The sequence below is a fragment of the Moorena producens PAL-8-15-08-1 genome, from assembly GCF_001767235.1.
Classification (GTDB): domain Bacteria; phylum Cyanobacteriota; class Cyanobacteriia; order Cyanobacteriales; family Coleofasciculaceae; genus Moorena; species Moorena producens_A.
On the sequence record NZ_CP017599.1, the window covers coordinates 3082001 to 3107285 of the forward strand.

Below are 25285 nucleotides of genomic sequence, written 5' to 3' on the forward strand. Positions count from 1 at the left end.
GCACATTTACCGGTTAAGGCGTTCTAAGCCTTGTCTATTCGGCTCAGGATGCCTCAAGTGCTTCTTCGTCTGTTTCATCAAGTTGTTTAAGGTGAATGTGCTTGCGTCCCAGGGTGATTTCAAACTGGTCCCCTGGTTCTAAACCCATTTGTTTCGTGTAAGCCGAGCCAATCAGAAGATTGCCGTTAGACTGCACACTAATCCGATAGCTAGCACTGCGTCCGCCACGACCATTGCCATTGACTTTGCTGTCTAATTCAATCCCCTCCGCATCAATAAGGGCATTGAGGAACTTCATCATATTGACTCGCTCTACTCCGTTTTTTGTCACGGTGTAGTAGCCACAGGCTCTAGCTTTTTCTTCTTTGCTCAGGTTACCTAGGTTTTTGACTTTCTCCACCAATGCTTGGCCCTGCAGAGGAACGATCGGAGCAGCCATGTTTTTCTTTTTAGCCATCAACTTGAATCTAATACTAAGGACTTAAGTGGTATCCAGCCTTTCTACTGGACTGACTGTCAACTAAGATAACAAAATCTTAGTTTAATATCAGTATATGAGACTATCTTACACCGATAGTGTCAACTGTGTTCGTTAATAGTCAGTTTTTAACTACCGTTCAACTACAGCAATAGGTTGTGAATAGGTCGTGAACAACTCCGATCATCTGGGTCACAGGAAAATTGCCTAGGGTCACGGGAAAATTGCCTAAAAGAGTATGGGCTACTCTTGTAGGCAATTTCCCCACCAGCAACTTGTACTTTCCATCCCTGTCACAAGTCAATGGCTATCTCCATTGGGTGACACTATTTTATAGTTTCTTTGAGCTGTTGCATTCAGGCAACGGGCTATCAGCTATCAGCCATTGATAGTCTAAGATATAAGCTTCTGCCTTGAAGCCGATAGCTAAAAGCATACCGCTCAAAGTATAGTCTTCAGGATGAGAGGGTTCCTTGGTTCCCCCTGCTCTTGATGCTGATAGCTGAGTGCATTAAACGAGCGTGATCTTTAAACAGGTCATAAAATCGTTTCCGACTAAGCGTCTTTCAAAGAAATTGTCCCGTTAACTCCCACGTCCACTTTCCGATTGGATTGCTATTTTATTATGAAGCTCACCACTCGTGGACACTACAGTGTTAAGGCACTACTAGATCTGAGCCTAAGACCAGGGTATGGACCGACATCGGTTAGAGCGATCGCTAAACGGCAAGGTCTACCAGCTCCATATCTAGAAAAACTACTGATTGAGATGCGTCGTGCTGGCTTAGTCAAGTCAGTTCGTGGAGCTCAAGGAGGCTATCAATTAGCCCATGAACCCACAGAAATTTCCCTCGGCAAAATCCTAGAAGCAGTGGGTGAAACCATCGAACCACTACCCCACCATACCCCAGACGCTGGTCAAGCCGAAGACTGGGTTACATTTACACTTTGGCATCGTTTGCATCAAAAGCTTAAAGAAGCATTGTACACTATAACTCTTGCCGATCTTTATTATGATGCCCGTAGTTGGCAAGCGGCTATGGGAGAAGAAACCAGTTTCGTTGTTTGAATCAATTTTTCTTTTCATGAAAAAGAGTAACGAACCGATTACTTATGAGGGAGGCTGTCATTGTGGCGCTGTCCGCTTCCAGGTAATTGTAAACAAGCATCAGGCAATTGATTGCAATTGTTCGATGTGTAAAAAAAAGGGCATCTTACACCTGATTGTCTCCCCTGAGCAATTTAGCTTACTTAAGGGAGATCAAGTGTTGACTAGTTATACCTTCAACACTCACACGGCCAAGCACACATTCTGCCAAATCTGTGGCATTCATCCTTTCTATCGACCCCGCTCTCATCCCAATGGGATTTCTGTCAACCTACGTTGTCTTGACGGTGATGTTCTATCTCGATTTACCATTGTCCCTTTCGATGGGGCTAACTGGGAAGAGAATGTCGATAAAATTAGAAAGTAGTGGTTCAAATCCTGGGTAATAACCATACTAATGGTCTCATTTTGCTGCTGGCGGCTAGTCTAGATTATCTGATCGGTGATCCTTGGGGTTGGGTCCATCCAGTGCAGGTTATGGGCTGGGTAATCTCTCAGTTCACTCAGCTAGCAATTCACTTCTGGCAGCAGCCTTGGCAACGACGCCTAGCAGGAATTGGGTTGGGTATTGGACTAATTATTGGGAGTGGAGTAGCTGGATGGTTTATTGTCTTCCTAGGAATCTGGCTCAATCCATTTTTGGGTATAGGCATAGGAACGATATTGCTAGCCAGTTGTTTTGCTGGTCGCTCTCTTCGAGCAGCAGCAATGGATGTATTACAGCCTTTAACTGCCGGAGAATTAGAACTAGCCCGTTCTCGATTAAGTCAATATGTTGGTCGTGATACAGAAAATCTTTGTGAGTCAGAAATCCTACGAGCTGTCCTAGAAACGGTGGCGGAAAACACTACCGATGGGGTCACAGCCCCTCTGTTCTATGCCATTGTTGGAGCGTTAATTCCTGGGGTTGGTAGTGTTCCTCTGGCCTTAGCTTATAAAGCTGCCAGTACTTTAGATTCGATGGTCGGTTACCGCCGAGAACCTTACACGAATTTAGGTTGGTTTAGTGCTAAATTTGAAGATTTACTAACCTGGATCCCCTGTCGATTAACCGTATTGACCCTAGCCTTGATGTCTGGAAAACCCCAGCAGATCTGGCGTCTGTGTCGCCGTGATGCTATTGCTGATCCGAGTCCTAACTCTGGCTGGAGTGAATCGGCTTTTGCTGCGATTTTGGAGGTTCAGCTGGGAGGTACTAATGTTTACAGTGGTGTTGTCAAGCAAAAACCCTTATTAGGGACACCTACCTACGAGATCACACCAGGCAAAATTGACCAAGCCTTAGAGCTGACACGATATTGCTTTTTAATTTGGCTGGGTATAGGGTTGGTTTTTTGTCTAGTGCAATATGCGATTGGCCTTTGGCCACGCTTTGCGAACGCTTTACACAACGTTATCGTTTAATCAGGCAATTATTTTTTTTTGCTTAAATTTTCCTCTATGGGAGTAAATTGTCTTATAACCTTTTTCCAGCAATTTATTTGGCATTGCTGAACAAAAGAATGACATCAAGTATAGTTGGGTCACTTACCGATTACCGATTACCGATTACCCTTGGGTCTTCCAGCTGACAGCAAAGCCATCTATTTTTACTCAACTTTAGGGCAAATTCTGATCATAATTGCCTCAAAACTTAATAAAACTTAAAAAAGGAGATAAACGTGGAAGTACTTGCTTACACTCATTCCTATGAATCCTATGAAGAAGCAGTAGGGATTAATTCTGATCTAAGAGAACTCAACCTCAACTGGTTTAAAATTCCCAACACTGCTTGGCTCGGTTTACTAGGATGTGCGGTCTGGTTAGCGAGTCTGAGTGTAACGGCTCCAGTGTTTGCGGCTTTAGAAACAGGGATCAAAGTCAAGACAAGTGGTGGTTGCTTGACTGCACGCAAAGGTCCGAGCGATACTTCCGCAGCTGTTGTCTGTGTTAGCAATGGAGCTGTACTCAAACCTGTGGTTGCTAAAAATGGGAATTGGCTGCAGCTGAGCAGTGGCAATTGGGTTTATGGTCCTTACACTACCTCTCGATACTTTAATGGCAGTGATCAAGGGGGTGGCGGTAGTCCGATTTTGGAATCAGGAATCAAAGTCAAGACTCCCAATAGTGGGTGTTTGAAAGCACTGACTGGTCCTGGCACTGGTCAGGTTGTTGCTTGTGTCCGCAGTGGATCTGCACTCAAACCTGTGGTTGCTAAAAATGGGAATTGGCTGCAGCTGAGCAGTGGCAATTGGGTTTATGGTCCTTACACTACCTCTAAATTATTTGATCAAAGTAGTGAAGGTGGTGGAGGTAGTCCGATTTTGGAATCAGGAATCAAAGTCAAGACTCCCAATGGTGGGTGTTTGAAAGCACTCCCTGGTCCTGGTACTGGTCAGGCTGTTACCTGTGTTCCCAGTGGATCTGTACTCAAACCTGTGGTTGCTAGAAATGGCAATTGGCTACAGCTGAACAGTGGCAATTGGGTCTATGGTCCTTACACCACCTCTAAATTCTTTTAATCTGAATCTTTATAGGACAGGACTTACCCAGTAACTCTATCTGTAAGGTGCGTTAATAACGCACCCTACTGCTATGATTACCTCGCCAACCTAAGGCTATTCAGAACATTGATCACTTCTGCTTTAGTCATTCCGGGACGAATTTCTGGTCTATATAGCATTTCTATGACAGCTTGATCAATCTCCGCATATTCGGTCGTATCAGTCCAGCCTTGGAAAAATACACTATTTCTGTATTTATAGGAATCCCTCATCAGTCCTATAGATTGGGTGAGCTCTTCTCGGATTAGGTGAGACCGTGCCTTTTGGGTAATACTAGTTGTAGAAATCATAATTCTTGACTTATAAATAACTTGGTTATTCCACCAAGTCCGAACAAACCCAAAATTGACCGGTCGATAGTTAGGCTCATAGCGACGAAACTCGTATTCGGGAACAAAATAAATCTTTAAATTGGGATTATTATCATCAAAATTTATTTGAATTGCATCTTGGGTAATGCTATTTATTTCATCAATGACGGTTGACAAAGTCTGCCAATCTTCATGGGTTGGCAAGCCGATAACCTTAATCCTCACATTCCTGTCCCATTTTTTGATAGTAGGATTGGAGGAGCGGTATTCCGAGCCTAAGGCAATTTCCAAAAAATAATCAATTTGAGCTTGAGTATAGTTTTTGTTTTCAATTGATTGGAGAGTGGGTTGTGTGCTACTTAGCTCATAATTATTCCCATAAGTGGGTGTTTGATAAGTAGATGGAATCAAAAAACCTAAGAAACTCAGAATAACAGACTTGACGATTGGCAAACAAAAATTACGCATGGTCATCCGTAAAGAAAGTAGATGAATCTATAGAGTTAGGTTGATAAGCGAGGGGGTTTTGGCAGGGTGCATCTCACATTTGTAAATGTTCGTAGGGTGCGTGATAAGACGGGCGAGCCCTTATTTTATCGGTAGCAAGTGTTAGGACAATCCGTCCCGTAACGCACCACCCAAACGGCAAAAATGAGATGCACCCTTTTGGCACAGTGATGATTCGCGATCGCATCACTGTGGAGCGCCGATTACAAAAAAAAACCCCAGCAGTCAGCTGAGGAAAATTATCCAGGAGATTTACTTTGATCACATCCGTTATAACTCTTAAATCCGCCAGTAAATTGACTACATCCGGAAAGATTGATCATGGTTGGGCTCATTAAACCGAAGAAACTCAGAATATATGACTTGACGATGGGCAAACAAAAATTCCCCATGGTCCTCCGTATCGAAAGTTGATGAATCTAGAGGTGCGACCCGTGACGAATTAAATTCTTAATGGTAAGAGCGCACCTAAGAGTGAGGTTGTTCACAGGGGGTTTTGGTACAGTGATGATCCGCGATCCCATTACTGTATGTAGAGCGCAGATCACAATAAAAACCCCCAGCAGTCAGCTGGGGGCAATATCCAGGAGATTTATCTTTACTAAATCCGTTATAACTCTTAAATCCAGGCTGAAATTGACTACATCCGGAAAGATTGGTGATGGTTGGGCTCAAAAAACTGAAGAGACTGAGAATATATGAATTGAGGATGGGCCAACAAAAATTAGGCATGGTCATCCCCTTTGGAATTAATCTAGAGCGTCAGGTTGCTCAGAGGGGGTTTTGGCACAGTGATGATCCGCGATCCCATTACTGTAGAGCGCCGAACACAATAAAAACCCCCAGCAGTCAGCTGGGGGTAATATCCAGGAGATTTACCTTTTTAGGGTAATTATCCAGGAGATTTACTTTGATCACATCCGTTATAACTCTTAAATCCAGCAGGAAATTGACTAGCTCCGGAAAGATTTCATGGTTGGGCTCAAAAAAACCAAGAGACTGAGAATATATGAATTGAGGATGGGCCAACAAAAATTAGGCATGGTCATCCCCTTTGGAATTAATCTAGAGAGTTGGGTTGCTCTATAGCAATAAGCGCTCGGGTATTTACAAATAATGGTGAGGGATAAATGGCTAAAAGCTTTGTAAAACTTGGATTTTATCTTCCGGTCTTGATGCAGGCGTGAGCGACTGCATCAAGACCAGGCTCAAAAATCTAGTTAACGATACTCTTAAGCCTCGAAAACTACTTCTTACCGATTCCCGATTCCCGATTCCCGATTCCCGATTCCCGATTACCTATTACCTATTCCCTGTTCAACACTTCTGAGGCGATCCCATCACTGTGCGACGCGATTACAATAAAAACCCCCAGCAGTAAGCTGGGGGCAATATCCAGGAGATTTACCTTTTTAGGGTAATTATCCAGGAGATTTACCTTTACCACATCCGTTATAACTCTTAAATCCAGCATCAAATTGACTACATCCGGAAAGATTGCTAAAAAATTGCTCCTCAAAGATTGCTCATGGTTGGGATCAAAGATATTACCTGGGAATTGGTGAAGGAGTGATCGGGTAAAGGGGTGATCCGGTGAAGAGATGCTCCGGTGAGCAGTTATGACCTATGAAGGTAACTGGGGATGACGTGGACAAGAGTAATGTCCATTAAAATGGTAGTGTCAAGAACACAATACAAATATTGCTAGAGAACTGGCTATCATACAAAAAAATTTGGTAGGAAAGCGATGGAAAGCTTAGTCTGCGTTAATCTTGCCGAGTCCTATGAAGACGCGGATAATTTTTCGTGGCAAGATGATAATGGTTTAATTCGATGGTTGGATGGGCTAAACACTCCCACTATTCCTAGTTCAGCTTGGATCAAGATTAGTGCGATCGCAATTGCCCTAACCATCCTCAGTACCGCTGCTAATGCCAGTGCTAAAGTGCTTCAAAAAGGCAGCCGTGGAGCACAGGTGACTTCTCTTCAGAGAGAGTTGGCAGCGGCTGGCTTTTATAAAGGTCGGATTACTGGCAACTATGACATGTTAACCCAGTCTTATGTTGCTATCTTTCAGCAAAAGAAGGGACTACCAATAGATGGTGTGGCTGGACCAAAAACCCTAGCAGCGTTATATAAAACTGCTGGTACTGATATTCGTCTACCAACAAACACACAGCTCAAACGCGGTAGTAGAGGAACGGTAGTCAGCGATCTGCAAAAGAAGTTGACAACCTTAGGATTTTTTAATGGTCCGATCACTGGCTATTACGGGCGCATGACCCAAGCAGCGGTAATTAAATTTCAGCGAGCCAAGGGATTACGGGCGGATGGCGTTGCTGGACAAAACACCTTATTCGTAATCAATGGTGGTTCGATCAACAGCGCCACTCAGTTACGGCGAGGTAATAGAGGAACTGCTGTGACCAAACTGCAACAGCGCATGAGGGAGTTGAAAGTCTACAACGGTCCAGTAACGGGATTCTACGGTCGTTTAACTGAAGCAGGGGTCATAAAATTTCAGCGCTTGAGGGGACTACCAGTGACTGGTATTGCTGACTCTCGGACTTTGTCAGACTTAGCCAAAAATCCTAATGATAAGGATAAAGATAAGGATATTCTTACCAACGTGACTGAGTTGCGACCAGGCAGCAATGGCGAATCGGTTACAAAACTTCAAAATCGCCTCACAGAGTTGGGATTCTACAAAGGGCCAGTAACAGGATACTATGGTAAGTTAACTGAGACCGCAGTCAAAGAGTATCAGCTTTCTCGGGAACTGCCAGCAAATGGCATTGCTGACTCTCGTACCTTATCAGCACTACGGGGCAATTCTTCTGGAATTGCCGTTGCTGCTACCATCATTACTCCATTAAAACGAGGTAGTAGTGGCACAAGAGTGAATAGCCTTCAGAATCGCTTGATTTCCCTAGGCTACTATAAAGGATTAAAAGATGGCGTATTTGGACCAGCGACAGAGGCAGCCCTGAAGCAATATCAACGGGACAAAGGCTTATTTCCCAATGGAATTGCTGATGCTAGAACCTTTTCATCTCTTGCTCCACGGTAATAGCTGAACGTCTGGTATAATCTCAAAACCTTGACAGCCCTGTCCCAGCCTAACTATAGGACTGTGGGCGGGGTATCCTGCTGAAATTTTTAATTAACCAGGATGCCTACTCAAACCATTGAAATCCTATCAGCTGAAGAACTGCGCCGTACAGTCAATCGTTTGGCATCTCAAGTGATCGAACAAGTGAGTGATTTGTCCAAACTAGCACTGGTGGGTATCTATACCAGAGGTGTTCCTTTAGCTGAGTTGCTAGGACGTCAGATTGAAACCCTAGAGCAGGTCAGTGTGCCAGTGGGAGCGTTGGATATCACCTTTTATCGGGATGATCTTGATCGAATTGGTATCCGTACCCCGGCAAAAACAGATATTCCCTTCGATCTTGATCGTAAGATAGTGGTGTTGGTAGATGATGTCATTTATAGAGGACGTACCATTCGTGCTGCTCTAAACGCGGTGCTTGAGTATGGTAGACCCCAAACGATTAAATTATTAGTGCTAGTAGACCGAGGACATCGGGAACTGCCGATTAGTCCAGATTTTACCGGCAAGCTACTCCCCACATCCGCCGAAGAACAGGTAAAGGTTTATCTAAACGATAATGATGGTCGGGATGGAGTGGAATTAATTAAAGTAATTAGTGCCTGAATCGTGATCAGATTGCTCTTATTTTCCAAATTATTATGACCCAAACCCAACAGCGAAAGGCTGACCACATCAGGATTTGTCTGGATGAAGATGTTCAATTTCGTGCCAATACCAATGGACTGGAAAGGTACCGCTTCACTCACTGTTGCTTACCAGAACTAAACCGCAGTGAGATTGACATATCTACTACATTTCTGGGGAAATCCTTGGGAGCACCATTGTTGATTTCTTCTATGACTGGTGGTACTGAACAGGCAAAAACGATTAATTTTCGTCTGGCTGAGGTTGCCCAACATTACAAACTAGGCATGGGGGTTGGTTCTCAGCGAGTAGCTGTGGAAAAACCCGAGGTTGGTCATACCTTTGCGGTGCGCTCCCAAGCTCCAGATATTATCCTATTTGCCAACATCGGTGCGGTTCAGCTGAACTACAGTTATGGACTAGAAGAATGCCAAAAGGTGGTTGACCTGTTAACAGCAGATGCGCTGATTTTGCACATCAATCCCTTGCAGGAGTGCATTCAAGCTAACGGGGATACTAATTTCAAGGGGTTACTTGACAAAATTAATGGTTTATGCAGTAAGTTAACGGTACCAGTGATTGCTAAAGAAGTGGGTAATGGCATCTCAGCCGCTATGGCCCAGAGGTTGCTGGAGGCTGGTGTTACCGCTATTGATGTTGCTGGTGCCGGGGGCACGTCTTGGGCAAAGGTAGAAAGTGAGCGAGGATTAACCGCTCATCAGCGTCGGTTAGGACAGACCTTTGGTGACTGGGGTTTACCAACCGCTGAGTGCATTACCAGTATTCGAGCCATTGCCCCCGACATTCCCTTAATTGCATCTGGGGGATTGCGCAATGGTTTGGATGTGGCAAAAGCGATCGCATTAGGAGCCGATATTTCTGGTCTAGCATTACCATTCCTGCAAGCAGCAGCTGAGTCAGTAGATGCCGTTGATGCCTTAGTGCAACTGTTGATGGCAGAAATCACTACCGCTCTATTCTGCACCGGTAATGCTACGTTGTCTGATCTCAAGCAATCCAACACTTTGAAAAAGTTAGCATAGTGGTAATAGGGAATCGGGAGTAGGGAATCGGGAATCGGGAATCGGGAATCGGGAATCGGGAATAGAGAATAGGGAATCGCCCTTAATCCTGAATCCTGAATCCTGAATCCTTTATGCTGAATCCTGAATCCTGAATCCTTTATGCTGAATCCTGAATCCTGAATCCTGAATCCTTTACCAAATGCGTCAATTTCTTCAACAAACCTTTGCCAGCCTAGTAGGAAGTCTTGCCGGTTTAATTCTATTTTTTAGTTTAGCTACTAGTGGATTCCTGTTTCTACTGATTGCAGTAGCATCCAAAGATACAGGGCCACAGGTTCAAGATAAATCAGTGCTGGTGTTTGATTTATCCGTCAATATCAGCGATACCAATCCTACCTCAAGCACTAGTGAAGTGATTGAAGAGGTGTTATCGGGTCAACAAACCAATATCATCCCTTTGCGCAAGGTGCTTGATACTCTGGATAAGGCAACTAAGGATAAACGCATTGTTGCCCTCTACCTGGATGGATCCGCATCTAAAACTGTTGGCAACACTGGCTTGGCAAATCTCAAGGAGGTAAGGGAGGCTCTGGAGCGTTTCCGAGCTGCTGGGAAAAAAATTATTGCCTATGACGTAGATTTGGGAGAACGGGAATACTATCTTAGCTCGGTTGCGGATACGATAATTCTTAACCCGATGGGAGTTATAGAAATCAATGGCTTGAACTCTTCCCAACTTTTTCTGACCGGAGCTCTCCAGAAGTATGGTATTGGTGTTCAGGTAGTTCGAGTTGGCAAGTACAAGTCCGCAGTTGAACCGTTCTTGCTCAAACAGCTGAGTTCTGAAAGTCGGGAACAGACTCGAGAATTGTTAGATGATATTTGGGATGAATTTTTGACAACAGTGGGGAAAAGTCGTGAGATTACTCCCAAGACCTTGCAAGCGATCGCTAATAGTCAAGGGATGTTGATCGCATCAGAGGCCAAACGTCAAGGTTTGGTGGATCAAGTTGGATACTTCGATGAGGTGATTACTACTCTCAAGGAGCTTACTGGAGAAAAGGAAAAGGATAAATCGTTCCGGAAAATTAAGCTGGCTACTTACGCTAGAGCGAAAAGTCCTTACTCTAAAAATCGCAAGTCTAAGCATAAAATTGCCGTAGTTTATGCCGAGGGTAGCATTGTTGACGGTCAGGGAAACCTTGAGCAAGTGGGGGGTAAACGCTTTGCTAAACAGCTGCGCGAGCTACGGCTGGATAAAGATATTAAAGCAGTAGTGCTCAGGGTTAATAGTCCTGGTGGCAGTGCTACAGCCTCTGAGATTATTCAACGGGAAGTGCGGCTTATCCGTGAGGAAAAGCCAGTGATTGTGTCTATGGGCAATGTAGCAGCTTCTGGTGGCTACTGGATTTCTACCTATAGCGACCGAATTTTTGCTGAGCCAAATACTATCACTGGTTCTATTGGTGTCTTTGGTGTACTTTTTAATATCCAAGAATTAGCTAACAACAATGGTCTGACCTGGGACATTGTACAAACAGCTTCTTTAGCCGATATTCAAAGTACTGTCCGTCCCAAAACAGACCAAGAGTTGGCAATCTACCAAACCATGGTTAATCAGATTTATGACCAGTTCATTGACAAAGTAGCAGAGTCACGTAAATTGCCTAAGGGCAAGGTTAAAGACATTGCTCAGGGACGGGTTTGGTCAGGTATAGACGCCAAGCAGATCGGTTTAGTTGATGAGATTGGGGGTATTAATCATGCTATTGAGTATGCCGCTAAGCAAGCTAAGTTAAAGGATGATTGGAAAGTAGAAGAGTATCCAAAAAATCCTAGTTTCGAGGAAAGGATTCTGGAAACGCTGACTAATGATGTTAGGGTCACAAGCCGACAATTACCTGAGCCACTCACTACAGAATTGCTGAAGCTAAAAGATGATTTGGCAATTTTAACAACCTTGAATGACCCGAAGGGGATTTATTCTATTTTGCCGTTTAACTGGCGGTTTGATTAAGGGTTGAACGCGCACGCGTGGCCGCAAGGCCAAAGTTGTCTGTCCAAATGCAGAATTAAGAATTAAGAAGGTAGACTTTGTAATTCTACATTCTTAATTCTACATTCTTAATTCAAAAAGGTTGTTCGCCTTTGGCTTTCGGTTAAGGGTACCGTTAAATGTAAATTACACTATTTACCCCGTTCCCGATTCCCGATTCCCGATTCCCGATTCCCGATTCCCGATTCCCGATTCCCGATTCCCTTTTAAAACCGATATTTACGAATCTTCTGTTGAGAATCCTTACTTACCAGTGCCCAGATTCCGATTGGTAAAGAATTCCCTTGAGCATCCACCTTAATTTCCATCACAATTGGTGGTGGTGATATCGGTAGGTTAGAGTTCTCTTGCCTAGCACTATTTAATTCTTCATTAATTTGTTCCCGTTGGTCTTCTGGCATATAGTAAGTTTCCAATCCATACTCAATCGAGCCATAGTTAGCAACACCTTTGAGGGGAATCTGATTAGCTGGTAGTCGGGAAGGGAATTTGGCACTTAAGCCTACTGGTTTCCAGGCTATTGGTAGTTTAGTTGAGTTGGATGAGTCTGGTGCTTCTAAAATTACGTAAAAACGGGTACCAGGCTTGATAAACGTTACCTTGTTGCCATTAGGTTGTTCCTTGGGCAATTTTTGCCACCCAGGAAGATTGCGTAAGTTGTCCTGATTAGAGATATCGTATCTTAGAGTTTGGGAATAGCCTCGCAAAAGTTCATAAGGGTCTACTGGCGCTGTCTGAAGGATGACAGTTTTTCCAGTCAGTGTAGTGTAAATTGCATGGGTGGGAACAGTAATAATTAGTGCGGTTTGAAATAAAAGAGGTACCCAGAATCGCCAGCTTGGTATAGGACGGGAATACTCAGAATTAATGCTCATAGGTCATAAGTCATAAATCATAAATCATAATTCAGACTTCAAATAGCGCTCAAACCATAGTCCAGCACCAATAATACCTAGCCCACAGAGGAATAAGACTATGGATTTGACTAACAAAGCAGTATCGTACTCCAGCATCCGGGTCAAAATTTGCAGCGTCAGTAGCACCATGCCACCCCAGAATAAACCTCGTTTCCCCTCTGCTAGTCCGGCGCGGATTAAACCGATGTCGATTAGGAATAAAAGCAGATTGAAGATGAATACCGCTATGATCGGTAGAATACCAATACTGAGATGCCAATAGGGAACTAGGGCGCTGATCACAATCATAATAGCCACACCCTTAGTGATTGAGTCCATTCGACGTAACAGTCTGCTCCATGCCCAGATCGTTAAGCTACCTAAAATGACACTATCAATCACGGCAGGTTCCAGGAGTATTGAGGTGACGTCAACTAGCGGTTTGACTGATGGGGAACTATCCCATAACACGTGGAAAGACAAAAAATAAAATGATAGGCTGAGGAAGGTGATCCCAAGGGTGCGGGCTGTGCTATTAAATTCCTGGAGGTTGGGCTGAATTCTTCCCAGGAAACCCCCGTATGACCATAACAAGGCTGGTGGTAGAGCGCATGCGATCGCAGCAATCCAACCGGGATAAGGCCATAGCTCGAAGTTGATCAAGTTCCATTCCAGGGCAGCAACTACTGCGATCGCACTTAAGCGAAACATCCATCGTGAACGACACCAGTAAGCCAAGGGAATAAACAGTAAACCCGCAAACACTGGCATATGTTGTATGATTAGCCTTAGCCAAGACAACTCTGTGATTGCCAAAAATTCTGGCTGGGACATTCCTCGCACATACCCTAACCCAATCAAGACCATTGCCAGCATCCCTAATAGGGTCAAGCGTAGGCTATAAGCCATGGCTAAGACTCCTAATCCCCAAATCAGGTATAACTGATAGAGTGGTCCACTTTGGTGGAACATTTGGGACATCAGTGCTATATTGGCTCCTAAAGTCAGGGCTCCTAAAAGTAATAAACCCTGTCCCAAACGGCAATGCCTACCTTGGGTTGGGTCTCGCCATAGATAGAAGCCAGCAATGTTGATCCCGAAGAAGACACTCAGAAGCAAGGTCACTTTCAACCACCGAGACCAGGCTTGCCAGTTGGCTGCCACAAAGGTGATCATGCCCAAGCCTAAGAGAAGACTGCCTAGAACTAGCAAAATTACGACGAATCGATTACGGGCCGCTACTTCCAGGTCACTAAATTGATAGCGTTCCGCTAATTGAGCGTATAGGCCAGCATCAATCAACCCTTCTGTTTGCCATTGTTGTGCTTCTTGACGTAACTGGTGACGAAATTTATCGGAAGGCATCACAACCTATTTTTTTGAGCTTAAGACTTTCATTTGGGAATATACAATGTTATAATCACTAACCGACTGAATGTTTGATTATCTCCATGATATGGTGTAAACATTCTGTAATAATTAGATCAGAGTAAGTAAAAAACTGTTAACTAGAATCGGAGCTAATGGTAAACCAGAGGTCAACGTGTGGGTAGTAGTAGCTCCGAACATGTGGTATATAGGAGTTTTGATTTTACTGCATCCGTCTGTTCAGTTGAGGTTGGTAAGGTACGTCAGAAGATTGTCTAGACGTGGTAAGTGTTCGTCCCTCAAATTTCTCCTTATCCACCCTAGTGACTGGTGTCAACAATTTTTTCCTTTTTTTTTGTTATAGCCCGGAGGTATCTCTAAATGTCCATTCGCCTGTACATAGGTAACTTACCTAAAGAAGAAGTAAACCGTGATGAGCTGCAAGCTATTTTTGCTGAAGCCGGTGACAACTTTAGCACAAAAGTGATTAAAGATCGTAAAACTGGTAAATGTCGGGGCTTCGGCTTCGTCACGGTGGCAACGGATGAGGAGGCTGATCAATTCATTGAAAAGTTCAATGGTCTTATGTTCAAGGATACTGCCTTGAAAATTGAAAAAGCCCTGCCACGATCCAAGAATGTAGAGAAAGAACCATCTAAGGAGAAAGAAAAACCCAATCAGGACTCAACTTCATCTAGCAGCAACAATCCTCCCCCTCGCCGTAACAACAACAAGAATAAGTCTAAGCGTAAGCATCAACAGACTACATCTGACCCCGCTGGAATTCAACCCGATCCCCGTTGGGCTAATGAATTGGCAAAGCTGAAAGAAATGTTATCGGCTCAAACTACTAACTCTTAATTTTGAGTGAGATTAGCCCTACGCCATACCCGTCAGGGAGGCGTGGGCTTATTATTATTTTTGAATAAAAGATCTAATTACCAAGCGCCTGGGTTTGACCAGTCTGCTGATATTACTGCTTTAATAGTTCGATATATCTGACTCATTCTGCCAGACAGAGAGTCTTTTCTTTTTTTTGGGTCATGATCAGTGCCAAATCCCTATAGGTTTATGGTGATTTAAAAGGGAGGTCAAGTAATTTTGCATCGTCTGTTACCCAATCGATTTACAATTATCAATTGTGAACTAAAACTTAAGTTTTAACCACTGACCACTAACCACTAATCACTAACGTTGTTATGAGTGCAGAAATTGACCCCATTAAGCTAATGAAACAGGAAGTTGGCAAAGCAGCTGCCAAGCGGGTGCAGTCGGGAATGATTGTGGGGCTAGGCACTGGTTCAACAACTGCCTATGCAATTCAGTTTTTAGGCGATCGCTTAAACTCTGGAGAGATTAAGGATATTGTAGGGATCCCCACCTCTTTCCAGGCAGAAGTCTTGGCGAAACAGTACGGTATTCCTTTGACTACCCTTGATGCGGTGGATCACATAGATGTAGCGATTGATGGTGCTGACGAAGTCGATCCCCAGAAAAATTTGATTAAGGGGGGTGGCGCTGCCCACACCCGTGAGAAAATTGTAGATTCCCTGGCCAAACAATTTATCGTAGTAGTCGATAGCACTAAAATAGTTGACAGCTTGGGGTCTACCTTCCTATTACCTGTAGAAGTTATCCCGATGGCAATCACACCAGTTATGAATGCCATTGAAAAGCTAGGGGGTAAACCGGAACTGCGCATGGGGGTCAAAAAAGCTGGACCAGTGATTACAGATCAGGGAAATATGGTCGTTGATGTTAAATTTGACGCCATTGATAACCCAGCTGATCTAGAGAAAACTATCAATAATATTCCTGGTGTTCTGGAGAATGGTTTATTTGTTGGGGTTACCGATCTGGTTCTAGTTGGAGAAGTTAAGGATGGTCAGACCGTGATCCGGGAAATTTAACAGCTCTAGCACTAGAGCTTGAAGGTGCCGTGGGATTCTTGCTTGATAGAAATACTATTAATAGAAATACTAAGGTATTTCTCCCAAGCCAAGGCAATTAACTGTATCTCCCACGGCTTGATTAATTTTTCCGCTAAATAGAAGTTGATTAGACTTTGTCGAGCTTAGCCACCAGCAGCAAAAGTGAGCATGATCACTGCTGAAAGCAACATACCAGGACTTAGTAACAGAATTAACATCAAAAAATCATGGGATTCCATAATCGTAAACTCTCCTAACTGCTTCTTTACTAGCCTAACCTGCTACAAAGGCTAATCCCGGAAAATCAAGAATTTATCAAGAATTCGTAAGCTGTTAGCGGTCAGCGGTCAGCGGTCAGCGGTCAGCGGAAGGCCTTTGGCCACGCTACGCGAACAGCGGTGAGCTTTTAGCTCACGCTACGCGAACAGCTTCAAAAAAACATCGTTCGCCTGTGCCACAGGCTTTGACGCTGGGATTTAACTCAACATTAAACTAATGCTTACCTCTTTGATTCAAAAGCTGTTCGCATAACGTGCGCGTAGCGCATTAGCTGATAGCTGAATTGTCCTTAAGTTGGAGCAGGAGAATAACGAATTTATCAGCATCTTCTAGTTGCTGTTAAACGTAAGATGGGTTTACCCTGGGAATCAGTTTACAATACCTTTTAATTTAAGTTTAAAACCGGGAAGCACTGCTTCTCCAGATAACTCCTTGGGATTATCTATAACCTCAGTTTTTTGTCCTGAGCGATAGATTTCAACCTGTCGATTCTGAGGGTCAATTAGCCACCCCAAGCGCAAGCCATTGTCCATATACTCTTGCATTTTTGCCTGTAGCTCCTTCAGACTGTCAGACTTTGATCGCAACTCAATCACGAAATCAGGACATACTTTAGGGAACGTTTGTTTTTGTTCCTCGGTGAGTGCATCCCAGCGGTCACGTGACACCCAAGAGCTATCAGGGGAACGATTGGAGCCATTGGGAAGTTCAAATCCGGTAGATGAGTCAAATGCTTCTCCTTTTTCCGGGTTTTCCTCATACCAATTGCCCAATTGCCTGGTAATACTAAGATTTCTTTTACCAGTTTCCCATCCTGTTGGTGGATTCACAATCAATTTTCCTTGGGCAGTTCTTTCTAATCTCAGGTCTCGGTTAGCAGTGGCTAATTGTTCAAATTGTTGGTAACTGACTTTGAGGTCTAACGATGGTGGGACTATTAGCTTGAGTAGGGGGTCTAGTTGACTTGACATAAGCGTTAATCCTGGCAATTGAGATATAACGAGGGAGCGGAAGTTGAGTAGGGTGTGTTAGGGACGGGCTATCCCTAATTTTCAGCCTCTTCGCCAGTTGCAACAGTCCGTCCCGTAACGCACCACCGAGTCAAATAGCTTTTAGGAGATACACGCTACTAGTTTGGGTAGATCCCCATTTGATGGTATTTACCCTGCCTAAGAGGGCACTCTAGATAATATAGGATATCAACTGTTATGGAGAACTATAAATAAAATGGCTGAATTGGAGCCCCAAGCTAAATCAATCCAATATGTCTACACATCATGGTACAGCGAAAACAAGCTTTATGTAAACCGTCGGTATCAGAGAAAGTTGGTTTGGACTTTGAAAGAAAAGCAAAAACTCATCGAGTCAATTATTAAAAAATATCCCATTCCAGCAATTTTAATTGCAGAGTTAGATAATCCTCCTGAAACTTATGAGATTATAGATGGCTTGCAAAGACTGCACAGTATTATTTCCTTCATTGAAACTGCTTTTTGTACTGAATATAAAAAGTATTTCGATCTTCAGTATTTTCCAACAGCGAAGAGTCGAGCAGATGAAGGAGCATTCGTACCGAACCCCAAAGCAAAGTCATATCTTTCTCAGAAAGAAGTTACCGCGATATTAGACTATAATCTCGCATTTTCACTAATGCGTAATGCCACAGAAACTGAAGTCAATGATGTTTTTGACAGAATTAATACATATGGGCATCGTTTAAGTGATCAAGAAAGGCGTCAGGCTGGTGTACAAAATGATTTTTCTAATATGGTCAGAGAAATTGCGTCCATCCTTCGAGGAGATCAAACTGACACTAATATTTTGACTCTGCAACAGATGCCATCTATCAGTATTGATTTACCAAAGACAAAACAGAATTATACTGTTCAGGCTGATGATGTATTTTGGGTCAAACAAGGTATTCTGAGGTCAACTGATTTGCGAGATAGCATGGATGAACAATGTATCGCGGATATAGCTGCCTGCATTGTAGGTGGAAAAATGATTGACCGCTCAAAGGAAGCTCTTGATAAAATTTATGAACAAGGAAGCAATGAATCAGAAAGAATTTTGGATGCTCTTAAAGTATATGACATTAAACGATTTACCAAGGAATTTCAATACTGTGTTAATGAAATTATTACGATTTGCAATAAAGGAAAATCTGAAAAGCTAAGAGATATTGTTTTTGGAAAGAAAGCAAGTAATGCTTTTCCATCTTTTTTTGCTATTATTATGATTGCATTTCATGAATTAATTGTTAAAGAAAGCAAAGATATAACTGATTATTCAGGTATCAGAAAAGCAATTTATAACCTGGCTAAAAAAATAGGCATAAACCGCAAGGCTAAAGCTGAGGATCGCCGTAATAATGTAGACCAAGTTAAAGTATTAATTAGAGATTTTTTTACTGAAAAAGAAAATAAAAAAAAGATTTATAATACTCCTTCAATAATTGATATTGAATCTATCTTGAATAGAGCAGAAAGCGAGCTACCTAACCATGAACTAAAACCGGGACTTCTTTCACTTGAAAATCATCGATATATTGATGAAAAGCTTATTGAAAATGTGATCAAAACAATCTGTGCAATCGCGAACAATGGTCTAGACAAAACTGGAAAAATAATTATTGGAGTGACTGATAAAAAGACCGATGCGGATCGAATTAAAGAGCTGGATAATATAGAGTGTAGACAGATTGGAAAGTGGTTTGTCCCTGGTGTAAATCGAGAAGCTAAATTCCTACGTATATCAGAAGAAGACTACTTTTCAATATGGACAAATGCAATCAAAAATTCTGATTTATCTCCATCACTTAGGGACTCAGTGCTATCACATCTGGGTTTCCCTTCATGGGATGGCTTACGTCTTATCCTTATTAAGATTTTGCCCCAGAAGGAACTGTCATATGTTGGAGAAGAACTATACTGGCGTAATGGTGATGCCACTGAACTAGCAAGCAATGCCAAACAGATTGTTATGTTGGGGAACCGCTTTTAAGACTTAGATAGATTTAGGGGCGACATGGGCTCTAAAAAGCTTACTATATTTTGAGGCTAATCAGCTATGGCTTGATACAGTCGAGAATTTATTTGTGTCCTAAGTCACAAATTTTCTCGACGATCTCTTGCCCAAGATGCCACATCATCCTCCGACCAAGGGAGTGGCGGACTAGTGCTATAGTCAATAAAAGACTCGTAGCCTAACTCCTCATACAGCTGATCCACCAATGTCTGTAATTCTACCATTGGTTCGGTATCCCCAGGAAGAAGGGGAAGCGGAAAAGAGGGAATGCGATCGCATAAATTAAAAAGGTACAAGTCAGCAGTGGGACGGGTATTAGAACGACTGACTAATATCCGATAATGACTCGGATTACTGCTGTTAGAAACAGGCAGGGGTTCCCCATCTCGCAACAGGTCAATTTCTACCAAATGAGTCATACTCTCGAATATCTGCTGCCGTTTGGCTTCGTATTTCTGACGCCCTTCTCCTCGTTTATTGGCAGGGGAGATAACTTCAATCGCTGTCACCACTTCCTTAGTGGCTACATCTTTAACCTCGATGTAGGATTGTCGGACTTCTTCTCGTAAAGGAACAGCTACCTTAATGGGTTGAACTAACGGTTCAGATACCGCAACTGCTGTAGCCATTGCGGCTGAAGCATCTCGGCTTTGTTGAACCGTAACATCGGGTCTACCAATGGCAATCTTGGTTGAGCCAGCAATCTTATAAACCCACTTATCGGTGACTACCCGATATTTAGGTAGCAGTTTGGGAATTAATGCTCTAGCCAAAGCCGCCACCAATTGGTTGTGGAAATCCGACCAATATTCCGGTTGTTCAAGGTAGGGATTCATCCCTGGAAATGGGTTAGGCATATAGCATTTTGATTTGAGTTGTGAACATACTTCCTTAGAGCTGATTCGTAAACTCGCACTAAACCTTGTAGGATAAGGCTTGCACTAAAATAGAACAATTGAACTATTTAATACCGAAAAGACAATCATAGCAAAGCTTTCAGACTTCTTAAGATTTACTTTAGGAATCAGCTCTAAGGGGGCCTTGCCCCAAACCAAATATTAGCTGATAGAGCTGATAAAGGTACCGAGTAAATTCCAGAATCTTTTCCCTAGCCAAGCTGATAAAACTCCACAGTAAATGGAGAAGCCAATGCTTAAAAGTATTATTGTATTCAAAGATATCTCTACATGCCAAATCCATCGATAGATAGACATGATAGCGATGCCCGCCAGTAATCCGGCACCCGCACCTGCTGCCGTCTGAGTTAATACTTGTATTGCAGTACGTTGAGTGGTTTCTGTTTCCATAACTAGAGGCTCCTCGTTAGTATCGTTAGCAATTTTGCACGGGACACACAGCAGTGTGCCCCCAATGTCAATCTATTCAATTACTTCACCTTGGATGCAATCAATTCCTGACCCCCTTGATAAAGTGTTAGTCCGTTAACCGTTTCATCTGCTGAGAAATTGAATTGAATCGTGATATCTGCAACCTGAGCCAAGAATTTAGTCTCTGAAACAGGATAAAGGGTAAACGCTTCCTGCCCTGTGGCTTGGGCGAGTAGTTGTTGTTCCTCGACTCGAATAGCGATCTGCATATTAGGGAGTAACTGGTAGGTTCCCACATAGCGGTTGTAAATTGCTGGGTCAAGTTCAACAATCTCAGGCTCACCGGATTCATTAACTGTGACAGTGTCAATATCAACAGTTAATTTTTCTAGTTGAGCCTGTACCTTTGAAGACATCTCGGCCTGGTAACGTCCGCCTAAATGTTCAGCTAAAAACTTCTCTAATGCAGCTGTCATGGCCAGCGAGTTGATCTCCTTACGGAAACCATGGCCTTCATCGGGGGCAATCAGATATTCCACCGGTCGGCCATTGTCTCGCAATGCGGCCACAATTTGGTCTGACTCCGCTTGCTTAACTCGGGGATCGTTGGCTCCCTGAACCACCATCAGCGGGGCTTGAATTTGGTCGGCGGAAAATAGCGGTGACTGGGCTTCTAGACGGGTGCGATCGCTCGGATCATCCGGATCTCCCACCCGCAGAGCAAAGGAAGCCTTGATCGACTCCCAATAGGGAGGAATTGACTTGAGCAAGGTAATCAGATTCGATGGCCCCACCATAGATGCACCGGCAGCATAAATATCTGGCGTAAATGCCAAACCAGCTAGGGTGGCATAGCCTCCATAGGAGACACCAAAAATTCCCACACGCTCTGGATCGGCAATCCCTGCATCAATCAGATACTGCACGCCATCCGTCAGGTCATGCTGCATTGCACCCGTGCCCCATTCGTTGTTACCGGCATTGAGAAAGGCTTTACCATAGCCAGTGGACCCTCTAAAGTTGGGTTGGAGAACGGCGTAGCCACGATTAGCGAGAAACTGGGGAAACGGCCTGTACCCCCACATATCTCGTCCCCAAGGTCCACCGTGGGGCATGACAATCACCGGTAGCTTCACTGGGTCTACCCCCTGGGGCAGGGTCAGATAGGCTGGAATCTCTAGACCATCACGGGCTGTATAGCGGATCGGCTGCATGGTGGCCAAATGTTCCCTGGGCAGCTCTGGCCGATCATCGTAGAGTTTTTCCAGGGTTTGAGTACTACGATCAAATAGATAAGTAGACCCGGGATTCACATCGCTCCGGGTTCCAATCAACGCAAAGCGATCATCGATAGTAAGGGATTGCAACACAATATCAACGTCGGGCAGTTGTTGTTTCAGAAAGGCTAGATCAGCCGCTATCTTGTCGTTTTGAGGATAGATGCGGATGCGATCGCCAACATAGGAGGTAGCAATCAACTCATCAGTCGCTTGTGAAAACACTGCACGGCCAAAATCCACCTGGTTTTCAGGATCAACTTCCACGACCTGACTCTGCTGGCTTTCGAGATTAAGCAGCTCTAACTGGATTAAATTCCCATCCCGATTGCTGATCAGATACACCCGTTGGCCATCTTTATGAAATCGAATGGGACGACAGGTTTCTTCAATTCGACAGGTGTAAACAGGTGTTAATCCATCTTTTTGCACCGCCAGAATCTCATGCCCCCCTTCCAGGCTTTGGCGATAGCCGATGCGCACATTACCGTCTAAATCCGTTGTCCAGAGGGCAATATTCTCGTCATTTTGAATCAGCAGCGTCCGCTCGCCTGTTGTCAAATCCAAACGATAGACATCATGAAACTGGGGATTGCGCTCGTTAAGACCGATAATGATGTGGTTGGGAGTCCGTTTAGGAATGCTGTAGATCATGGCCGTAATCCCCTCTACAGGGGTTAAATCGCGGGTTACCGGGCTAGTCTCACCTAAAGATTTAGCTTCAACCGCATAAATGTGAAAATTCTCATTGCCCCCTTTATCCTGGCCGTAGAGAATGTAACGACCATCGGCGCTCCAAAAGTAAATTATAATTGGGCTTTCAGCATCAGCCGTGACTGGACGAGCAGCTTCCATCGGTTCATCGATGCCCTTAACCCACACATTGATCACGCCGTCTAGAGGTTTTTGAAAGGCCAGAAACTTACCGTCGGGGGAAAGCTGGGCACCCGTAATCTCTGGATCGCCAAAGAATAGTTCCCGCTGAAGTAACGGTGCTACAGCGGTCTGACTTTTAGCAGCGCTAGCAGTTTTTGCCGTTAGCGGCAGCGGTTGATTGCCAAGGCAACCCATCAAACTAATAGAAATCATCAAACCTGCACCAAATTGAACTTGTTTCATGATAAACCGTATCCTCTGAATAGTTGCTTATAATTCAATATTAAATAGGCCATTTCAAACTGACTATAGCGAAAGGTCATATAGATACATGACCTTTGTCATGGAAATTTATCCATAAGTTTCATAAGCTGTAGAAGCAGTCATAAGCATTAGGTAAGCTGATGTCAGCTCGGACAACTCCTCAGGTTTCGACCATTAATCCTTCAATTCCCAAAATCCTGCGCTATGTGGAATGGGCATTCTTAGTCATGGTGACCCTGAGACTGATTTTTCCCATCCTGAATAAATCATTGCCCTATGAGGCCAATAACAGTTACTATCTAGTCTTCTGGGTATTAGGAGTTTTGGCCATTCTGAGCTTTTTCTTTCCAATTCGTCGCCCCATGTGGCAGCGACGAGCCTATATCTTTGCCGAAATTGCCTGTCTGTTACTAACACGTATCTTTAGTCAGGTGGGTTTGGATCTCCTTCTCTGTATATACTTAGCCAAAAGCTGTTTTCTGTTGCGTCGTCGGGACGTGATCATCACGGTTGTTTTAGCCGGTATTGCCTGGCATATAGGTTTAGCGTGGTGGTTTATGAATGGTTTTCTCACTGATCTCTCAAACCCAATTGAAGAGCAGAAAGCTCTTTTTGAAGAGCGAGTAAAAATGATCCAAGAGGCTCCCCAAGTATTGCTTGCAGATACGATTTTCAATAACCTTGTACTCTATATTTCTATGAGCATACTGATTCTTCTGCTCTGTTTTACCTTAGTAGCTGAGTACAGGAGTCGTCAGCAAGCAATCGCCTTAACTCAGGAAGTTGAATTGCTAGCCGCAGATTTAGAACGCACCCGCATTGCTCGCGATATTCATGATTCATTGGGCCATACTTTGACCTCCCTTGATGTGCAGCTAGAATTAGCACAACGACTCTACGAACGAAACTCTAATAAGCTTCAACCAGCGTTAGAGACGGCCAAACTGCTGGCCAGCCAATCCGTACAAGAAGTGCGTCGGGCAGTGACCACCATGCGAGAAGAGACCTTTGATCTGAATACAGCGCTGATACAGTTGATGGAATCATTCATATCCCACCCCTCCATAACGGTTAAAAGCAAAATAGATTTGCCCCAGCTGCCGTTACAAACCAATCATCAGCTTTACTGTGTGGTTAAGGAAGGATTGGAAAATATCCGCAAACACAGTCAAGCCCAGGTTATTCACCTCCGGGGATATGCTTCTGCTGATGCGGTTATCCTTGAACTAAAGGACGACGGTATTGGCTTTGATATTGCTAAACCCACCCAGGGTTTTGGCCTCAGGGGTATGCAGGAGAGAGTTCAGCTGATAGGTGGATCGATACAATTAGATAGCACACCGGGACAAGGCACCTGTATTCAGATTAGGATACCACGATGATTCGACTTCTATTGGCTGATGATCAACCCATCTTTCGTCAGGGACTGGCGGCACTGTTGTCCCTGGAGGATGATCTCGAGGTGGTGGGTGAAGCCAATCACGGTGAAGAGGCCATTGCCCTCACCCAGAAGTTACAGCCTGACATTATCTTGATGGATGTGCGGATGCCCATCTGCGATGGCGTGCAAGCAACCCGAGAAATCCATACCCGCTACCCCTGGATTCGGATTCTGGTCTTAACCACCTTTGACAATGATGACTATGTGTTCCAGTCTCTTCAGGCTGGGGCATTGGGCTATTTGCTTAAAAGCACTCCAGCACCTAAGGTGGCAGCGGCCATTCGCAGTCTGTATCAGGGATACAGCCAATTAGGTCCTACCATCGCTCCAAAGGTGTTTTCTCAACTGAATAATACCCAACCTGAACGGGAAAAAACAGATTATCATGCTCAATTCAATCAGCGGGAACTAGAGATCCTGAAGCTGTTGGGACAGGGTAAAAGCAATCGAGAAATTGCAGCCGCCCTTAATCTTACCGAAGGCACGATTAAAAATCATCTAACTAATATTTTCTGTGAGTTGGATGTTCGCGATCGCACCCAGGCTGCCCTCTGGGCCTATCAGAATCTTTAATGTGCATGATATTAAACTATTTTATCACTATTTTATCTGGGAAATCATCATAGCAGAGCTTTTTTGGGAAAAACTAAACTGCCAGAACCAACCCACCGGAGGATTACCTGAGTTCGACGTACTAACAATCGTAATTATTGCTATTTTTAGTATAGCTTATGATGTTAAATAAACAGCAAAATTAAATCTAAATACGAAACTATTAGATAGTTATTTTTGATTTTTTGAATCGATTTTTAATCGAAAATCAATAATGTT

The 25285-nt window shown here is 43.8% G+C and carries 23 protein-coding genes; 14 read left to right on the plus strand and 9 right to left on the minus strand.

Annotated elements, in window-relative coordinates:
• Positions 1-43: 43 nt before the first annotated feature.
• The gene (locus tag BJP34_RS11605) at positions 44-457 is read right to left on the minus strand and encodes an AbrB family transcriptional regulator (RefSeq protein WP_070392485.1); all 414 of its coding nucleotides are present in this window, start codon (positions 455-457) and stop codon (positions 44-46) included.
• Between the two features lie 646 nt (positions 458-1103).
• Between BJP34_RS11605 and BJP34_RS11610 the strand changes: the two genes are divergently transcribed.
• The 4 genes from BJP34_RS11610 (at position 1104) to BJP34_RS11625 (ending at position 4087) form a co-directional block, all read left to right on the plus strand.
• Complete coding sequence (locus BJP34_RS11610) at positions 1104-1547, plus strand: Rrf2 family transcriptional regulator (RefSeq protein ID WP_070392486.1); 444 nt, start codon at positions 1104-1106, stop codon at positions 1545-1547.
• A gap of 124 nt (positions 1548-1671) precedes the next feature.
• The gene (locus BJP34_RS11615; protein ID WP_324611049.1) at positions 1672-1953 is read left to right on the plus strand and encodes a GFA family protein; all 282 of its coding nucleotides are present in this window, start codon (positions 1672-1674) and stop codon (positions 1951-1953) included.
• A complete protein-coding gene (gene cbiB, locus BJP34_RS11620) occupies positions 1953-2990 on the plus strand; it encodes an adenosylcobinamide-phosphate synthase CbiB (protein WP_070392488.1) in 1038 nt (345 codons plus the stop codon). The genes BJP34_RS11615 and cbiB overlap by 1 nt, the downstream gene beginning before the upstream one ends.
• Before the next feature lie 257 nt (positions 2991-3247).
• Complete coding sequence (locus tag BJP34_RS11625; protein ID WP_070392489.1) at positions 3248-4087, plus strand: hypothetical protein; 840 nt, start codon at positions 3248-3250, stop codon at positions 4085-4087.
• A 77-nt stretch (positions 4088-4164) separates the two neighbouring features.
• Here the strand turns inward: BJP34_RS11625 and BJP34_RS11630 are convergent, their stop codons facing one another.
• Together BJP34_RS11630 and BJP34_RS39405 are read right to left on the minus strand one after the other, a co-directional pair.
• Positions 4165-4908 (minus strand): DUF2927 domain-containing protein, encoded by a 744-nt coding sequence (locus BJP34_RS11630; protein ID WP_070396621.1) that lies wholly within the window; start codon positions 4906-4908, stop codon positions 4165-4167.
• Between the two features lie 73 nt (positions 4909-4981).
• A complete protein-coding gene (locus BJP34_RS39405) occupies positions 4982-5212 on the minus strand; it encodes a hypothetical protein (RefSeq protein WP_149030925.1) in 231 nt (76 codons plus the stop codon).
• A gap of 918 nt (positions 5213-6130) precedes the next feature.
• On the opposite strand from BJP34_RS39405, the gene BJP34_RS42985 reads away from it, so the two are divergent.
• From BJP34_RS42985 to sppA, 5 genes are all read left to right on the plus strand, one after another.
• Positions 6131-6277 (plus strand): hypothetical protein, encoded by a 147-nt coding sequence (locus BJP34_RS42985; protein ID WP_158517142.1) that lies wholly within the window; start codon positions 6131-6133, stop codon positions 6275-6277.
• Between the two features lie 417 nt (positions 6278-6694).
• A complete protein-coding gene (locus BJP34_RS11640) occupies positions 6695-8017 on the plus strand; it encodes a peptidoglycan-binding domain-containing protein (protein WP_070392491.1) in 1323 nt (440 codons plus the stop codon).
• Positions 8018-8119: 102 nt separating this feature from the next.
• The gene (pyrR, locus tag BJP34_RS11645) at positions 8120-8665 is read left to right on the plus strand and encodes a bifunctional pyr operon transcriptional regulator/uracil phosphoribosyltransferase PyrR (RefSeq protein WP_070392492.1); all 546 of its coding nucleotides are present in this window, start codon (positions 8120-8122) and stop codon (positions 8663-8665) included.
• A gap of 35 nt (positions 8666-8700) precedes the next feature.
• Entirely contained in the window at positions 8701-9729 is a 1029-nt protein-coding gene (fni, locus tag BJP34_RS11650) for a type 2 isopentenyl-diphosphate Delta-isomerase (RefSeq protein WP_070392493.1), read from the plus strand.
• Positions 9730-9910: 181 nt separating this feature from the next.
• The gene (gene sppA, locus BJP34_RS11655; RefSeq protein WP_070392494.1) at positions 9911-11728 is read left to right on the plus strand and encodes a signal peptide peptidase SppA; all 1818 of its coding nucleotides are present in this window, start codon (positions 9911-9913) and stop codon (positions 11726-11728) included.
• A 245-nt stretch (positions 11729-11973) separates the two neighbouring features.
• Here sppA and BJP34_RS11660 read toward each other — a convergent pair whose 3' ends face one another.
• Together BJP34_RS11660 and BJP34_RS11665 are read right to left on the minus strand one after the other, a co-directional pair.
• Complete coding sequence (locus BJP34_RS11660) at positions 11974-12642, minus strand: GDYXXLXY domain-containing protein (protein ID WP_070392495.1); 669 nt, start codon at positions 12640-12642, stop codon at positions 11974-11976.
• Between the two features lie 24 nt (positions 12643-12666).
• Positions 12667-14028, minus strand: coding sequence for a DUF2157 domain-containing protein (locus BJP34_RS11665; protein WP_070392496.1), 1362 nt, complete (start codon positions 14026-14028; stop codon positions 12667-12669).
• Between the two features lie 384 nt (positions 14029-14412).
• Between BJP34_RS11665 and BJP34_RS11670 the strand changes: the two genes are divergently transcribed.
• Both BJP34_RS11670 and rpiA read left to right on the plus strand, forming a co-directional pair.
• On the plus strand, positions 14413-14892 hold the full coding sequence (locus BJP34_RS11670; RefSeq protein WP_070392497.1) for an RNA recognition motif domain-containing protein: 480 nt from the start codon (positions 14413-14415) through the stop codon (positions 14890-14892).
• A gap of 338 nt (positions 14893-15230) precedes the next feature.
• Complete coding sequence (gene rpiA / locus BJP34_RS11675; RefSeq protein ID WP_070392498.1) at positions 15231-15941, plus strand: ribose-5-phosphate isomerase RpiA; 711 nt, start codon at positions 15231-15233, stop codon at positions 15939-15941.
• Positions 15942-16609: 668 nt separating this feature from the next.
• Here the strand turns inward: rpiA and BJP34_RS11680 are convergent.
• Positions 16610-17212 (minus strand): Uma2 family endonuclease, encoded by a 603-nt coding sequence (locus tag BJP34_RS11680; RefSeq protein ID WP_070392499.1) that lies wholly within the window; start codon positions 17210-17212, stop codon positions 16610-16612.
• Between the two features lie 256 nt (positions 17213-17468).
• On the opposite strand from BJP34_RS11680, the gene BJP34_RS11685 reads away from it, so the two are divergent.
• Entirely contained in the window at positions 17469-19244 is a 1776-nt protein-coding gene (locus BJP34_RS11685) for a DUF262 domain-containing protein (protein ID WP_070392500.1), read from the plus strand.
• Between the two features lie 104 nt (positions 19245-19348).
• Here the strand turns inward: BJP34_RS11685 and BJP34_RS11690 are convergent, their stop codons facing one another.
• The 3 genes from BJP34_RS11690 to BJP34_RS11700 form a co-directional block, all read right to left on the minus strand.
• Positions 19349-20125 (minus strand): DUF4058 family protein, encoded by a 777-nt coding sequence (locus BJP34_RS11690; protein ID WP_070392501.1) that lies wholly within the window; start codon positions 20123-20125, stop codon positions 19349-19351.
• 201 nt (positions 20126-20326) lie between these two features.
• On the minus strand, positions 20327-20575 hold the full coding sequence (locus tag BJP34_RS11695) for a hypothetical protein (protein WP_070392502.1): 249 nt from the start codon (positions 20573-20575) through the stop codon (positions 20327-20329).
• Positions 20576-20655: 80 nt separating this feature from the next.
• Positions 20656-22992 carry an alpha/beta fold hydrolase gene (locus BJP34_RS11700; protein WP_070392503.1) on the minus strand — a complete coding sequence of 779 codons (2337 nt, stop codon included), beginning with the start codon at positions 22990-22992 and terminating at the stop codon, positions 20656-20658.
• A 161-nt stretch (positions 22993-23153) separates the two neighbouring features.
• Here BJP34_RS11700 and BJP34_RS11705 point away from each other — a divergent pair, with 161 nt between their 5' ends.
• Together BJP34_RS11705 and BJP34_RS11710 are read left to right on the plus strand one after the other, a co-directional pair.
• Positions 23154-24395 (plus strand): sensor histidine kinase, encoded by a 1242-nt coding sequence (locus BJP34_RS11705; protein ID WP_070392504.1) that lies wholly within the window; start codon positions 23154-23156, stop codon positions 24393-24395.
• A complete protein-coding gene (locus BJP34_RS11710) occupies positions 24392-25027 on the plus strand; it encodes a response regulator (protein ID WP_070392505.1) in 636 nt (211 codons plus the stop codon). The genes BJP34_RS11705 and BJP34_RS11710 overlap by 4 nt, the downstream gene beginning before the upstream one ends.
• Positions 25028-25285: the final 258 nt, after the last annotated feature.

Coding starts and splice junctions, on each gene's coding strand:
- BJP34_RS11615 (WP_324611049.1), top strand. CDS start 1,672: ATGTGTAAAAAAAAGGGCATCTTACACCTGATTGTCTCCCCTGAGCAA.
- BJP34_RS11665 (WP_070392496.1), bottom strand. CDS start 14,028: ATGCCTTCCGATAAATTTCGTCACCAGTTACGTCAAGAAGCACAACAA.
- rpiA (WP_070392498.1), top strand. CDS start 15,231: ATGAGTGCAGAAATTGACCCCATTAAGCTAATGAAACAGGAAGTTGGC.
- BJP34_RS11685 (WP_070392500.1), top strand. CDS start 17,469: ATGGCTGAATTGGAGCCCCAAGCTAAATCAATCCAATATGTCTACACA.
- fni (WP_070392493.1), top strand. CDS start 8,701: ATGACCCAAACCCAACAGCGAAAGGCTGACCACATCAGGATTTGTCTG.
- BJP34_RS11705 (WP_070392504.1), top strand. CDS start 23,154: ATGTCAGCTCGGACAACTCCTCAGGTTTCGACCATTAATCCTTCAATT.
- BJP34_RS11610 (WP_070392486.1), top strand. CDS start 1,104: ATGAAGCTCACCACTCGTGGACACTACAGTGTTAAGGCACTACTAGAT.
- pyrR (WP_070392492.1), top strand. CDS start 8,120: ATGCCTACTCAAACCATTGAAATCCTATCAGCTGAAGAACTGCGCCGT.
- BJP34_RS11680 (WP_070392499.1), bottom strand. CDS start 17,212: ATGTCAAGTCAACTAGACCCCCTACTCAAGCTAATAGTCCCACCATCG.
- BJP34_RS11640 (WP_070392491.1), top strand. CDS start 6,695: ATGGAAAGCTTAGTCTGCGTTAATCTTGCCGAGTCCTATGAAGACGCG.
- BJP34_RS11700 (WP_070392503.1), bottom strand. CDS start 22,992: ATGAAACAAGTTCAATTTGGTGCAGGTTTGATGATTTCTATTAGTTTG.
- BJP34_RS11660 (WP_070392495.1), bottom strand. CDS start 12,642: ATGAGCATTAATTCTGAGTATTCCCGTCCTATACCAAGCTGGCGATTC.
- BJP34_RS11630 (WP_070396621.1), bottom strand. CDS start 4,908: ATGCGTAATTTTTGTTTGCCAATCGTCAAGTCTGTTATTCTGAGTTTC.
- BJP34_RS11690 (WP_070392501.1), bottom strand. CDS start 20,125: ATGCCTAACCCATTTCCAGGGATGAATCCCTACCTTGAACAACCGGAA.
- BJP34_RS11710 (WP_070392505.1), top strand. CDS start 24,392: ATGATTCGACTTCTATTGGCTGATGATCAACCCATCTTTCGTCAGGGA.
- BJP34_RS11695 (WP_070392502.1), bottom strand. CDS start 20,575: ATGGAAACAGAAACCACTCAACGTACTGCAATACAAGTATTAACTCAG.
- BJP34_RS11670 (WP_070392497.1), top strand. CDS start 14,413: ATGTCCATTCGCCTGTACATAGGTAACTTACCTAAAGAAGAAGTAAAC.
- BJP34_RS11605 (WP_070392485.1), bottom strand. CDS start 457: ATGGCTAAAAAGAAAAACATGGCTGCTCCGATCGTTCCTCTGCAGGGC.
- sppA (WP_070392494.1), top strand. CDS start 9,911: ATGCGTCAATTTCTTCAACAAACCTTTGCCAGCCTAGTAGGAAGTCTT.